The sequence below is a fragment of the Microbacterium sp. RURRCA19A genome (assembly GCF_900156455.1).
Lineage (GTDB): Bacteria > Actinomycetota > Actinomycetes > Actinomycetales > Microbacteriaceae > Microbacterium.
Map to the genome: position 1 here is coordinate 141,055 of NZ_FTNQ01000004.1, position 12,359 is coordinate 153,413.

The 12,359-nt window shown below is 71.5% G+C and carries 15 protein-coding genes; 11 read left to right on the top strand and 4 right to left on the bottom strand.

From position 1 onward, the window contains the following. The first annotated feature begins 50 nt into the window (after positions 1 to 50). Together BW982_RS14985 and BW982_RS14990 are read left to right on the top strand one after the other, a co-directional pair. Entirely contained in the window at positions 51 to 1,874 is a 1,824-nt protein-coding gene (locus BW982_RS14985; protein ID WP_076494608.1) for a glycoside hydrolase family 15 protein, read from the top strand. Positions 1,875 to 1,927: 53 nt separating this feature from the next. After that, the gene (locus BW982_RS14990) at positions 1,928 to 2,821 is read left to right on the top strand and encodes an SDR family oxidoreductase (protein ID WP_076494610.1); all 894 of its coding nucleotides are present in this window, start codon (positions 1,928 to 1,930) and stop codon (positions 2,819 to 2,821) included. Between the two features lie 101 nt (positions 2,822 to 2,922). On the opposite strand, the gene BW982_RS14995 is transcribed toward BW982_RS14990, so the two are convergent. Continuing rightward, positions 2,923 to 3,384 (bottom strand): GNAT family N-acetyltransferase, encoded by a 462-nt coding sequence (locus tag BW982_RS14995; protein ID WP_076494612.1) that lies wholly within the window; start codon positions 3,382 to 3,384, stop codon positions 2,923 to 2,925. Positions 3,385 to 3,503: 119 nt separating this feature from the next. Here BW982_RS14995 and BW982_RS15000 point away from each other — a divergent pair, with 119 nt between their 5' ends. Both BW982_RS15000 and BW982_RS15005 read left to right on the top strand, forming a co-directional pair. Then, entirely contained in the window at positions 3,504 to 3,905 is a 402-nt protein-coding gene (locus BW982_RS15000) for a hypothetical protein (protein ID WP_076494614.1), read from the top strand. 36 nt (positions 3,906 to 3,941) lie between these two features. After that, positions 3,942 to 4,436 carry a helix-turn-helix domain-containing protein gene (locus BW982_RS15005; RefSeq protein ID WP_139327488.1) on the top strand — a complete coding sequence of 165 codons (495 nt, stop codon included), beginning with the start codon at positions 3,942 to 3,944 and terminating at the stop codon, positions 4,434 to 4,436. Between the two features lies 1 nt (position 4,437). Here the strand turns inward: BW982_RS15005 and BW982_RS15010 are convergent, their stop codons facing one another. Beyond that, positions 4,438 to 4,698, bottom strand: coding sequence for a hypothetical protein (locus BW982_RS15010; RefSeq protein ID WP_076494618.1), 261 nt, complete (start codon positions 4,696 to 4,698; stop codon positions 4,438 to 4,440). 141 nt (positions 4,699 to 4,839) lie between these two features. Between BW982_RS15010 and BW982_RS18300 the strand changes: the two genes are divergently transcribed. Continuing rightward, positions 4,840 to 4,998 carry a hypothetical protein gene (locus BW982_RS18300; RefSeq protein ID WP_139340730.1) on the top strand — a complete coding sequence of 53 codons (159 nt, stop codon included), beginning with the start codon at positions 4,840 to 4,842 and terminating at the stop codon, positions 4,996 to 4,998. A 14-nt stretch (positions 4,999 to 5,012) separates the two neighbouring features. Here BW982_RS18300 and BW982_RS15015 read toward each other — a convergent pair whose 3' ends face one another. After that, on the bottom strand, positions 5,013 to 6,032 hold the full coding sequence (locus BW982_RS15015; protein WP_076494620.1) for an epimerase: 1,020 nt from the start codon (positions 6,030 to 6,032) through the stop codon (positions 5,013 to 5,015). Positions 6,033 to 6,086: 54 nt separating this feature from the next. Here BW982_RS15015 and BW982_RS15020 point away from each other — a divergent pair, with 54 nt between their 5' ends. The 6 genes from BW982_RS15020 to BW982_RS15045 all read left to right on the top strand — a co-directional run bounded on the left by BW982_RS15020 (position 6,087) and on the right by BW982_RS15045 (position 11,759). Next, positions 6,087 to 6,683 carry a hypothetical protein gene (locus BW982_RS15020; RefSeq protein WP_076494622.1) on the top strand — a complete coding sequence of 199 codons (597 nt, stop codon included), beginning with the start codon at positions 6,087 to 6,089 and terminating at the stop codon, positions 6,681 to 6,683. 251 nt (positions 6,684 to 6,934) lie between these two features. Continuing rightward, a complete protein-coding gene (locus tag BW982_RS15025; RefSeq protein WP_076494623.1) occupies positions 6,935 to 7,492 on the top strand; it encodes a copper resistance CopC family protein in 558 nt (185 codons plus the stop codon). A gap of 10 nt (positions 7,493 to 7,502) precedes the next feature. Beyond that, positions 7,503 to 8,036, top strand: a complete 534-nt coding sequence (locus BW982_RS15030) for a copper chaperone PCu(A)C (protein ID WP_076494625.1) — start codon at positions 7,503 to 7,505, stop codon at positions 8,034 to 8,036. Continuing rightward, positions 8,036 to 9,259 carry a Dyp-type peroxidase gene (locus tag BW982_RS15035; protein ID WP_076494627.1) on the top strand — a complete coding sequence of 408 codons (1,224 nt, stop codon included), beginning with the start codon at positions 8,036 to 8,038 and terminating at the stop codon, positions 9,257 to 9,259. Before BW982_RS15030 ends, BW982_RS15035 begins: the two co-directional genes overlap by 1 nt. Further along, a complete protein-coding gene (locus BW982_RS15040; RefSeq protein ID WP_076494629.1) occupies positions 9,256 to 10,680 on the top strand; it encodes a PepSY-associated TM helix domain-containing protein in 1,425 nt (474 codons plus the stop codon). The genes BW982_RS15035 and BW982_RS15040 overlap by 4 nt, the downstream gene beginning before the upstream one ends. Positions 10,681 to 10,766: 86 nt before the next feature. Beyond that, positions 10,767 to 11,759, top strand: a complete 993-nt coding sequence (locus tag BW982_RS15045) for an aldo/keto reductase (RefSeq protein WP_076494631.1) — start codon at positions 10,767 to 10,769, stop codon at positions 11,757 to 11,759. Between the two features lie 69 nt (positions 11,760 to 11,828). Here BW982_RS15045 and BW982_RS15050 read toward each other — a convergent pair whose 3' ends face one another. Beyond that, positions 11,829 to 12,281, bottom strand: coding sequence for an SRPBCC family protein (locus BW982_RS15050; protein ID WP_076494633.1), 453 nt, complete (start codon positions 12,279 to 12,281; stop codon positions 11,829 to 11,831). Between the last annotated feature and the right edge of the window lie 78 nt (positions 12,282 to 12,359).

The window sequence follows — 12,359 nt, forward strand, 5'->3', positions numbered from 1 at the left end:
GGATCGACAACCCCCGCGATAGGGGCAGGGGCGGTTCCTAGCGTGGGACCGTGCCCGCGACCCCACCCTCCACGACCCCGCCCTCGCCGTCCCGTCCGCTGCGCGACTACGCCGCGATCGGCGACGGGCGGACGGTCGCGTTGATCGGGCTCGACGGCTCGGTCGACTGGCTGCCGCTTCCGAATCTTCACTCGCGCCCGGTGTTCGCCCGTCTCGTCGACGAGTCCGCGGGCGGGTGCATCGCGCTGGCTCCGATCGGGGACTACACGGTGACACGCCGCTACGTCGCCCGCACGAATGTCCTCGAGACCACGTTCACCACCGCGAGCGGAGTCGCGAAGCTCACGGATGCCATGGTGACCGGCATCGCCGGACGACTGCCGTGGGCCGAGCTCGCGCGTCGTGTGGAGGGCGTGAAGGGCGAGGTCGAGTTCGCCTGGTGCGTGCAGCCCGGCACGATGCTCCGCTCGGCGGCCCCGTGGACCGAGCGCATCGACGGGTTCTCGATCATGCGGGTCGGCGACGTCTCGCTCGCCGTGGTGGGCCACGAGCACGGCATCCACGGGGAACCCGACGAACGCAGCGAGAGCATCTCGGGCACATTCACGACTGGGAAGGGCTCGCGCCATCTCCTCGTGATCGCCGCGACCGAGGGGGAGCCGCTGCGCATCCCCGACGCGCTGAACGTGGACCGCGGCATCGACCGCACGATCGCCGGCTGGACCCTGTGGTCGGACGAGTTCTCGTACGACGGTCCCTGGGCGGACGACGTCCAGCGCAGCGCGCTCGCCCTGAAGCTGCTCCTGTTCAGCCCCACCGGCGCGATCGCCGCCGCCGCCACCACATCGCTCCCCGAGAACCCGCGCGGGGGCAAGAACTGGGACTACCGCTTCGCCTGGGTGCGCGACCTCGCCTACACCGCGCACGCCTGGGTCGGATTCGGTCTGCGCGAGGAGACCCACGCCGCGCTGTCGTGGATGCTGCGCACGATCCGCGCCAACGGTCCCGAGGTGCAGGTGATGTACACGCTCGACGGCGCCGCCGAGATCGGCCTGGAGAAGCACGAGGTCCCGGGGTGGAACGGCATCCCGCCGGTCGTCACCGGCAACCCGGCCCAGGGCCAGCTTCAGCTCGGTGTGTACGGCGATCTCATCGCGATCTGCCGCACCTACGTCGAGGCCGGAAACCGTCTCGACATCCCGACCGGGCGGCTCCTCGCCGACGTCGCGGACCGCACGTGCGACCTGTGGCGACGCGCGGACTCGGGGATGTGGGAGCTGCCCGAGATCGAGCACTACACGTCGTCGAAGATGGGCTGCTGGAAGGCGCTCGACGATGCGCAATGGCTCGCGGACGGTGGGCACATCCCGGACAACGGCGACCGCTGGCGCGTGGAGCGCGACCGCATCCACGCCTGGGTCGAGGAGAACTGCTGGTCGGAGACGCTGCAGGCGTACACGCTGCGCCCCGGTTCCGACGACCTCGACGCCTCGGTGCTCCTGCACGCCCCCACCGGTTTCGACCGGGGCGAGCGCATGTCGAGAACCGTGGATGCCATCACCGAACGCCTCGGCACCGACGACCACCTGGTGTATCGCTACACCGGCATGGACCAGGAGGAGCACACGTTCGTCGCGTGCGCGTTCTGGCGCGCCACCGCCCTGGCCTGCGTCGGTCGCCACGCCGAGGCGATCGAGGCGATGGATGCGCTCGTCGCACAGGCCAACGATGTCGGCATGTACTCGGAGATGATCGCCGAGGACGACGGGGCCTTCTGGGGCAACCTTCCGCAGGCGCTCAGTCATCTCGCGCTCATCAACGCCGCCCTCGTCATCCGCGAGGTGGTCGACGAGGCCGACCTCGGCAACCGCTGACCTTCCCCCGCCGCGGCGGCCCACGCTTCGGCATCCCCCTGAAAGGACTCGCCATGACCAGTCAGTACACCTTCACCGATCCCGCGAAGCTCTACGCCGACATCGAGCCGTCGAAGCAGCACCAGTCCGAGCCCGGCCTGGATGCCGAGATGTCGCCCCGGGCCGCGCTCGGCGAGGACACCTACGTCGGCAGCGGCCGACTCGAGGGCCGCAAAGCCCTCATCACGGGCGCCGACTCCGGTATCGGTGCGGCGACCGCGATCGCCTTCGCCCGGGAGGGGGCTTCGGTGGCGATGTCGTACCTGCCCGAGGAGAAGGAGGATGCCGATCGCATCGCCGGTATCCTGCGCGAGGCCGGTGCGACCGTCGTGCAGATCCCCGGCGATCTCCGCGACCCCGAGTACTGCCGCGCGCTCGTCGCGCAGGCGGTCGCGGAACTCGGCGGCCTCGACATCGTCGTGAACAACGGCGGCAAGCAGCTGTTCAACGAGGACCTCACGACCCTCACCGACGAGCAGTTCGACGCCACGTTCAAGACGAACGTCTACGCGATGTTCTGGATCACCAAGGCGGCGCTGCCGCACCTGCCGGCCGGGTCCGCGATCATCAACACGACGTCGATCCAGGCGTACTCCCCGTCCGCGATCCTCGTCGACTACGCCTCGACGAAGGCGACGATCAACGCGTTCACGAAGGCTCTCGGTCAGCAGCTGGCACCGAAGGGCATCCGGGTCAACGCCGTCGCCCCGGGCCCGATCTGGACCCCGCTGCAGGTGTCGGACGGCCAGCCCCAGGAGAAGGTCGCCGAGTTCGGCGAGGAGACGCCCCTCGGCCGTATGGGGCAGCCCGCCGAGCTCGCCCCGGCGTACGTCTACCTGGCATCCGCGGAATCGAGCTACGTCATCGGCGAGACGCTGAACGTCAACGGCGGGATGCCGACCCCGTGAGCCCCCGGCCCGGTCCGGGCCGCTGAGTGTCCAAGACACGCGGACGAGCCGCCGTGGCATCCGCGTGTCTTGGACGCTGAACCGGGGGAACGACGCGCGCGTCAGGTCAGGGGCTTGCGGTAGAAGATCTCTCCGTCGGCGGTGGTCTCGGTGCGGTGGTAGCCCTCGCGCTCGTAGAGGCGCTGGTTGGCTTCGCTCAGGCCACCCGTGAACAGCTCGGCCTCGGTGGCGCCGGCCCGACGGCCGCGCTCCTCGACCGCGGCGAGCAGTGCGGAGCCCAGTCCGCCGCCCTGCTGATCTGGGGCGATGGCGAGCCGGCCGATCAGCAGCAGCTCGCCGTCCCGCCGCGCGCGGACGGCGCCCACGATCCGCTCGCCCTGGAGAGCCACGCAACCGAGGTTCTCCACGAGCTCGGCCTCGAGCTCTTCGAGCGTCTGAGTGAGCGGCGGCATGTCGGGGTCGCCGTAGATGAGGGCTTCCCCGGCGAAGGCGGCGCGCTGGATCGTCAGGACCTCTCCGGCGTCGTCAGTGTGGATGTCACGGATCACGGGCGAGTCGGTCACGGTCTCGATTCCTTTGCGGTGGGTGAACTATCGGTGCCGGTGTGAGAATGCCGGGTCGTGCGGGAGGTTAACTACTATGGCGGTGGCGCAGTCGAGCGGGAGCGAGGTGCCGCACGTCCATGAGCAGCGACTACTTCGACGAGCGCATGCGCACGGCCGAACCCGCCGAGGCCCTCGCCTGGCTGCAGACGCAGTACGGGCGGGTCGATCTGCGGGCCGACGACGGCGCGATCGGGGAGCGCGCCGTCGGTGACTGCGGCTTCGCCCTGCGCCGACTCCTGTGGGACTGTCGCGCCGAGGTGGTGTACGGCGCCGACCGCTTCTTCTTCGCCACCTCCACCCCGGGCTACACCTGGCGCATCGGATCGGCGACGGGGGAGTTCAGCGTCGAGCCGGGCGTCATCCAGCCGGGCGACGAGATGGTGGGCAACGCCCACGGCACCGCCGTCGAGATGGTCGCTTTCGACCCGGCGCATCTGACCGAGGCCGCGCGCACGATCTACGGGGACGACACCCTCTAGGTGCGTTTCGCCGGCAGGGGACCGGTGTCGTCGCGGATGAGGGACTACTGGCTCGCCACCCTGCGCTGGTCGTTCACGCAGGTCCCCCTCCTCGGCGAACCCCTCGTGCGCGCCCATGTCCATCGGGCGCTCGTCTCCGCCACTCTCGAGGCGTTCCCGCTGGTCGGCGATCCGAGGGAGCGCCGGGCGTCGGCGCTCGAGCAGGCCGCCATCTACGCCGCGGCGACCAGCTGGATGGACGACCACGCCTCTCTGCCGGTCACCGCCGACGACGCGGCGCGGGCGGCGGGGACGTCGGCCGCAGGGCTCCGCCGTGCGTTCGCGGCGAACGGGCACCTCGCCTCGACTCCCGAGGAGTACCTCGCGCAGGCCCGCGTCAGCGCCGCGCACGCCGACCTGGTCGCCGCCGATCCGACGCGGACGACGCTCGCCGAGATCGCCCTGCGGTGGGGGTTCGCGGATCTCGCCGGATTCGCGTCCATCTACCGCGCCGCGTACGGCACGGATCCCCGGGCGACCCTCGAGCGCTGACTCAACGATCGCGGTCGGTGTACTCGCCCGGACGTCCGGTGTCCTCGCGCGACTCGTCGCCCGAGGGGAGCTGCACGTCCGTGTAGGACCCCGCCTCGTCCGAACGCGGACGGGCGTCGGTGCCGTCGGCGCGCTGACTGTCGACGTATTCACCGGGAGCGTCGAGGTTGCTTCCTGCCTCCTCGCCGTCCGGCAGCTGGACTTCGGTGTACTCGCCCTCGTCGGGTCCGGTGCCGTGTCCGGTGGTGTCGCGATCGCCCATGATGCGCCTTTCTCGTGGTGACGGAACCGAGGCTAGACCGCGCGCCCTCCGCCCACCGGGTGCTTGACACGCGCGTGCCCCGGCCTCCGCCGTCTGTCAAGGGAGAGCGGCGATCCGCACCGCAGGACCAGAGTGGATGCCATGCCAGCTCTCGCCATCCTCCTCATCGTCGTCGGTCTCGTCTTCCTGTTCCTCGGCATCTTCGTCGAGGCCGTGAAGTTCCTGCTCTGGATCGGGATCATCATCCTCATCGTCGGCGTCATCGCCGCCCTGCTGCGCTTCGTGCGCCGCAACACCTGACCGATCGTCTCTTCTCAGTTCGAGAAGAGGTCGCGGGCCCGGGGCCGGCGCACGGATGCCACCGCGTCCAGCGCCGGCCCCAGCTCGTCGTAGGCGAAGGCGAAGCCCGCGCGCGTCAGCACGGCGGGCTCGGCCCACCGACTCTTCAGCACCAACTCGGGCTCGTTGCGGAGGATCGCCATGGCGGGGTCGAGCATCCAGCGGTACGCCGGGAGGCCCACGGGCATCCCCGCGACGCGGCGCACCTCGCGCATCAGGGTGCGGTTGTCGCTCACGCCGGGTGCGGCGAGGTTCACCGGCCCCGAGATGTCGTCACGGTCGCGCAGGAAGCGGACGGATGCCACGACATCGTCGATGTGGATCCAACTGAAGCGCTGGCGTCCCCGCGTGCGGTGCCACGACGACCACACAGGTCCGCTCGGCCGCGCCCCGATCCCGCGATAGCGGCGGTGGGGGAACCACCAGCTGTCGATCTGGGGACCGCCGAGACCCAGTCGCCCCAGCGCGAAGAGCATGCGTGTCGCCGGCCCGTCGCCGAGGACGATCGCCATGCGGAGGGCGACACGGCGGGTGGCGGGGAGGTCGCCGTCGAAGAACGCCCGCTCCCAGCTCGTCGCCACGTCCACGGAGAACCCGTCGCCGATCACGCCGTCGATCTCGTCGTTGCCGCTCTCGGTCTCATGGCGGTAGATGGTGGCGGTCGAGGCGTTCATCCACACGCGTGGGGGGTGTGCGGCATCCCGGACCGCCCGGTGGAGCGCGCGCGTCGTGTCGACCCGGGACCGCAGGATCTCGTCGCGATTCGCGGCCGTGTAGCGGCACGACACGATGCGCCCGGCGAGGTTCACGAGCACGTCGGCGCCGTCGATCACCCGCGCGATCCCGACCGGGTCCGCCCAGGTCGCGGTGCCGGTGCGGCCGATCGTGGCGACGTCGTAGCCGTCCTCGCGGAACGCCGCCACGAGTGCCTGACCGACGAAACCGCTCGCGCCGGCGATCACGACGCGGCGCGGGGTGCCCGGGGAGCTCGTCATCCGGCCAGCCTAGGGGTGGCGGGAGGGCCTCCGCCCGGCTGACACAATGGGGGCATGCGACGACAGGACCGGGGCACGCGCGTCGTGCGCGGGGCGGTCGCCGCGACCGTGGCGACGTTCGTCGCCCTCCTGTCCCACCTCACCGCCGGCGGGGCGGTGCCCGGGATCTTCGGGATCGTCGTGCCGCTCGCCCTCTCCTTCGTCGTGTGCGTCGCCTTCGCCGGACGCCGTCCCTCGCTCCTGCGGCTCGGGCCGGCGGTCGCGCTCAGCCAGGTGCTCTTCCACGCCCTCTTCGTCCTCGGCACCTACGACACGGGGCGTGCGACGCACGTCCACGGTGTCGCGACCGTGCTGGACGGCCCTGCCGGCCCCCTCGTGACCGCGGATGCCACGATGGGCGGCTGGCACCTCGTCGCCGCCGCGGTGACCACCCTGGCCCTGCACCGGGGTGAGACCACCGTGGCGCTGCTCCGGCTGCTCGCGGACCGCCTCGTGCTCTGGCTGCGTGCCCGTGCCGCGATCATCGCCACCGGCCCGGCTCCGGTTCCGCTGCGCCGTGTCCACGTCGTCCTGATCGAGGTCGTCCGCCCGATCTCGCTGCTGCTCACCGCCTCCCTCCGGCGACGCGGGCCACCCCTCTTCGCGCTCTGACGCCCCGCTCCCCGTCCCGAGGGGAGCGACGCCGCTGACCCTGCGCCTCGCGGGGCGGTCGGTGAGGCGCGAGCAGAGCTTCACGTCTCCGACATCCACCGGGGCCGTCGCGCGCAGCGCGCGGGCTCCCGCGTCCGCGTCCGAGCGGGCGCGGGTCCGCACGGCCCTCGGCGTCCACGTCCGGCGCGCTCTCGTGCGCTTCCGCGCGGACGCCGTTCGACGGATGCTCCGGCATCCCGAAAGAGGTTCCCATGCATCGCCTCCGCGTCGTCGCGGCGGGGATCGCCGTGGCCGCCGTCGCCGTCCTGGCGTCGGTCGTCCCGGCATCCGCCCACGACGAACTGCTCTCCAGCTCACCCTCCACGGGTGAGCGCCTGCCCAGCGCTCCCGATGAGATCTCGCTGAGGTTCTCCGCCGACGTCATGGACGTCGGTGCACAGGTGATCGTCGCCGACGGCGACGGCACCGACTGGGTGGCGGCCGACCCGGTCGTGGCATCCGGGACCGTCTCGGTGCTCCTCCAGGGAGGGATGCCGGTCGCCGGGTACGAGGTGCGCTGGCGCGTCGTCTCCGTCGACGGCCACCCCATCTCGGGGGTCATCCCGTTCACCGTCGGCGACGCCGCGCCCCTGGAACGGATCGCGGCCTCGACCGCGCCGTCTCCGGAGGCGGCTCCCGCCTCCACCGACGACGCCGGGATTCCCCGCGTCGTCGTCATCGCCGCGATCGGGGCGGGCCTCGCGCTCGCCGTGTTCCTCGCGGTCACTCTTCTCCTCCGTCGCCGCGGCCCCCGCGGCGGCCACTCCTGAAAGGTTCCCCATGTCCGTTCGCACCACCTCCCTCCTGCGTCTGAGCGCCCTCGCCCTCGCCGCGACCGTCGCCCTCTCCGGATGCGCGTCGACCGCACCCGCACCCGCCGTGCCCGCGGCCGACTCCTTCTCGACCACCGATGTCTGGGTCAAGGCGGCCGACGCCGGGATGAGCGCGGGGTTCGGCGAGCTCCGCAACGACGGCGACACCGATCTCACGGTCGTGTCGGCCACGAGCCCCTCGACCTCGGCCATGGAACTGCACGAGACCGTGCAGAACGAGTCCGGGCAGATGGTCATGCGCCCGGTCGAGGGCGGGTTCGTCATTCCCGCCCACGGCGCGATCACCCTCGAGCCCGGCGGTGACCACCTCATGTTCATGGACGTCACCACTCCGTTGCGCGTCGGCGACGAGACCACGATCACCCTGACGTTCTCGGACGATTCCACGGCCGAGATCACCGCACCCGTGAAGGAGTTCGCCGGCGCGAACGAGAACTACGAGGGCGACATGGACATGGGGTCCTCGGAGTCGGGTCACTGATGGCATCCCGCGATCGATCCGCCCCGGGGGATCGCGGCCTCGGCCGGCGGGGGTTCCTCCTCGGGGGAGCCGTCGCCGGCGCGGGGGCCGTCGCCGCGATCGGCATCGACGCCGCCGTCTCGGCCGGAGCGATGGATGCCACGGTCTCGACGCCGCTGAACGGCGACGTCGTCGTGCCGTTCCACGGCGCGCACCAGGCGGGCATCGACACCGACGCGCAGGCGCACGCGTCGCTCGTCGCGCTCGATCTGCGCGCCGACACCGACCGCGATGCCCTGAGACGGCTCATGCGCCTGCTCACCGACGATGCCGTTCGGCTGACGCGGGGTCAGGGCGCGCTGGCGGACACCGAACCGGAGCTGGCCGTGTCGCCCGCGCGTCTGACGGTGACATTCGGGTTCGGCCCGGGACTCGTCGCGCGCGCGGGCGCCGCGGCGCCCGCGTGGCTCACGCCGCTGCCCGCCTTCGCGATCGACCGGCTCCGGCCCGAGTACGGCGACGGCGACCTGCTGCTGCAGATCGCCGCGGACGACCCGGTCACCGTGGCCCACGCCACGCGCATGCTGCTCAAGGACGCGCGCGCGTTCGCCGCGCCCCGCTGGGTGCAGCAGGGTTTCCGCCGCGCGCACGGCACGACACGGCCGGGGACCACGATGCGGAACCTGTTCGGCCAGGTCGACGGCACCGCCAACCCGCAGCCCGGGACGACCGGGTTCGACGAGGTCGTGTGGTCGCGCGAGGGCTGGATGGCCGGCGGGACGGGGATGGTGGTGCGGCGGATCGCGATGGACCTGGACAAATGGGATCGCCTGGACCGTCCCGGCCGTGACCAGGCGGTGGGGCGCTTCCAATCCTCGGGCGCTCCTCTCACCGGGTCGGACGAGTTCGACGAACCCGACTTCGCGGCAAAGGATGCCATCGGCTTCCCCGTGATCCCCGAGTTCTCGCACGTGCGGCGCTCGCGGTCCGACGACACCGCGCAGCGCATCTTCCGCCGCGGGTACAACTACGACGACGCGCCCCCGACCGGCACGGTCTCGGACGCGGGACTGCTGTTCGTCTCGTTCCAGGCCGACATCGATCGGCAGTTCGTCCCCCTCCAGCGTCGGCTCGACGAGCTCGACCTGCTCAACGAATGGACGACCCCGATCGGGTCGGCCGTGTTCGCTGTTCCGCCCGGCTGTGCCGAAGGCGGCTTCATCGGAGAAGGAATCCTGTCATGACCACCACCGACGCCGATCGCGCTCCCGCGCCCGCGGCATCCGACCCCTCGCCGCCCCGCACCCGGAAGGACTGGTTCACGGCGCTCCTGCGGCGCCTGCACTTCTTCGCCGGGGTGCTGGTGGGGCCGTTCATCCTCGTCGCGGCGCTGAGCGGCGCGTTGTACGCGATCACGCCGACACTCGATCGGATCGTCTACGCGCACGAGCTGACCGCGCCCTCGACGGCCGCCCCGCTTCCGCTGGCCGACCAGATCGTCGCCGCCGAACGGTATGTCGGCGGTGACGTGAGCCCCGTCGCCGTGCGGCCCGCGCCCGAGCCGGGCACGACGACGCGAGTCATGTTCGCCGACCCGTCCCTCGGCGAGAGCGAGACGCGCGCGGTCTTCGTCGACCCCGGCTCGGCCGAGATCCGCGGCGACCTCACCGCCTACGGCACGAGCGGCGCGCTGCCCGTGCGGACCTGGGTGAGCGACCTGCATCGGACCCTCCATCTCGGGGAGCCCGGACGCTGGTACAGCGAGCTCGCGGCATCCTGGCTCGGGATCGTCGCCCTCGCCGGACTCGGCCTGTGGGTCGGACGGATGCGGCGTGCCCGCCGCGGCCGCGCCGACCTCGTCCGCCCGAACCGTTCGCACACGGGCTACCGCGGCCTGTTCGGCTGGCACGCGTCGATCGGGGTGTGGGTGGTGCTCGGGGCCGTGTTCCTCTCGGCCACGGGCATCACCTGGTCGGCGTTCGCGGGGGCGAACGTCGCCGACCTGCGGGCGGCGGTCGGCGGGGGGACTCCCGCGCTGTCCACCTCACTCGAGGGGGAGGCCGGTGCCGGCGGCGAGCACGCGCATCACGGCGCGGTGACGGCGGCCCCCACCGGTGCGGCGAACCCAGCGACGTTCGACGCGGTGCTCGCGATCGCGCAGCGCATCAACGTCAACACAGGTCAGGTCGAGATCAAGCCCCCGTCCGCCGCCGGGAAGGCGTGGGTCGTGCAGGAGATCCAGCGCAGCTTCCCGACCGAAGTGGATGCCGTCGCCATCGACGGATCCACGATGCAGGTGACCGACCGCATCGACTTCGCGGCCTTCCCGCTGCTCGCCAAGCTCTCCCGCTGGGGGATCGACACGCACATGGGGTCGATGTTCGGACTCGCGAACCAGCTCGTGCTGTTCGTCCTCGCCCTGGGCATCGCGGCGCTCGTCGTGCTGGGGTACGCGATGTGGTGGAGGCGCCGGCCGACGAGCGGCGTCGCGGCCCCTCCCGCGCGCGGAGCGCTGCGCGGCGCGCCCTGGTGGGGGATCGGGCTGGTGCTCCTCGCGGCGGTGGGGCTCGGCATCCTCCTGCCGTTCGTGGGCTACACCCTCGCCGTGTTCGTCGTCCTCGACATCCTGATCGGGCTCCTGCGGCGGCGGGCAGCGGTCCGGTGAAGCGGGCCCGGGGTCGGGCGGGTTCCGCTCGGCCCCGGTGTCGGAGGGGCTGGATAGGCTCGGGGAGACCCCCGAAAGGAACCGCAATGCAGCAGCGTCCCCTCTCCCGCACCGGCCGCGATGTCTCCGCGATCGGCCTCGGCACCTGGCAGCTCGGGCCCGACTGGGGCGGGGTGAGCGAGGACGCGGCCATGGAGGTGCTCGGGGCCTCCGCCGACGCCGGTGTCACGCTCTTCGACACCGCCGACGTGTACGGCGACGGGCGGTCCGAGGAGCTGATCGGCGCTTTCCTGCAGAAGACGGATGCCACCGGCATCACGGTGGCGACCAAGATGGGGCGCCGCGCCGACCAGGTGCCCGAGAACTACACGATGGAGAACTTCCGCGCGTGGACCGACCGGTCGCGTCGGCTCCTCGCGCAGGACACCCTCGACCTGGTGCAGCTGCACTGCCCGCCGTCGACCGTCATCGACGACGACGCCACCTACGATGCGCTCGACCAGCTCGTCGCCGAGGGCGTCATCGCCGCGTACGGGGTGTCGGTCGAGACGATGGACCAGGCGCTGTCGGCCCTCCGCCGTCCGAATCTGACGAACCTGCAGATCATCTTCAACCCGTTCCGCCTGAAGCCGCTCGACGAGGTGCTCCCGCTCGCGGCCGAGAAGGGGGTCGCGGTGTTCGCGCGGGTCCCGCTCGCGAGCGGTCTGCTGTCGGGGAAGTACACCGCCGAGACGACGTTCGACAAGGACGACCACCGCACCTACAACCGCAACGGCGAGGCGTTCGACAAGGGCGAGACGTTCTCGGGGGTTCCGTTCGGCGAGGGCGTCGCCGCGGCCGACGAACTGAAGGCCGCGCTGCCCGAAGGCGTGACGCTCCCCGCGGCGACGCTCGCGTGGATCGCCTCCCGGTCCGGTGTCACGTCGGTCATCCCGGGGGCGCGTTCGGCCGAACAGGCCGCCGCGAACGCTGCGGCGGCCGATCTCCTCGAGGGTGGATTCGACCTCGACGCGTTCGACGCGCTCGTGCGCGACGTCTACGACCGCCGCCTGCGTGCCGAGATCCACCCCCAGTGGTGAGGCACCCCTGACACGACGGATGCCGGATCCCCGCGGGGATCCGGCATCCGTGTTCCTGTGAGGAAGACGTCAGCTGACGTCGCCGCGCCAGGCGCCGGACTCGGCGCCGCGCGACTCGATGTACTCCTTGAAGTGCTCGAGGTCCTTCTTGACCGAGCGGTCGTCGGCGCCGAGCACGGCGCCCGCCTTCTCGAGGAGGCCCGTGGGCTCCCAGTCGATCTGCACCGTCATGCGCGTCTCGGCGTCGGAGAGACGGTGGAACGTGACGACACCGGCGTGGTTCTCGTCCCCACCCACGCTGTTCCACGCGACGCGCTCATCGGGGTGCTGCTCGGTGATCTCCGCGTCGAACTCGCGCTCCGCACCCGCGATCTTGACCTTCCAGTGCGTGAGCGTGTCGGTCTTCTGCGTGATGGACTCGACGAAGCTCATGAAGTGGGGGAACTCCTCGAACTGCGTCCACTGGTTGTAGGCGACGCGGACGGGAACGTCGACGTCGATGGTTTCGATGACCTGGGCCATGATGTCCTCTCTCGGTGATCCGGGGTGAAGGCCAGTCTTCGCGCGATTGCTCCCGCGGGCCCCCGGGGTTGAGGGATC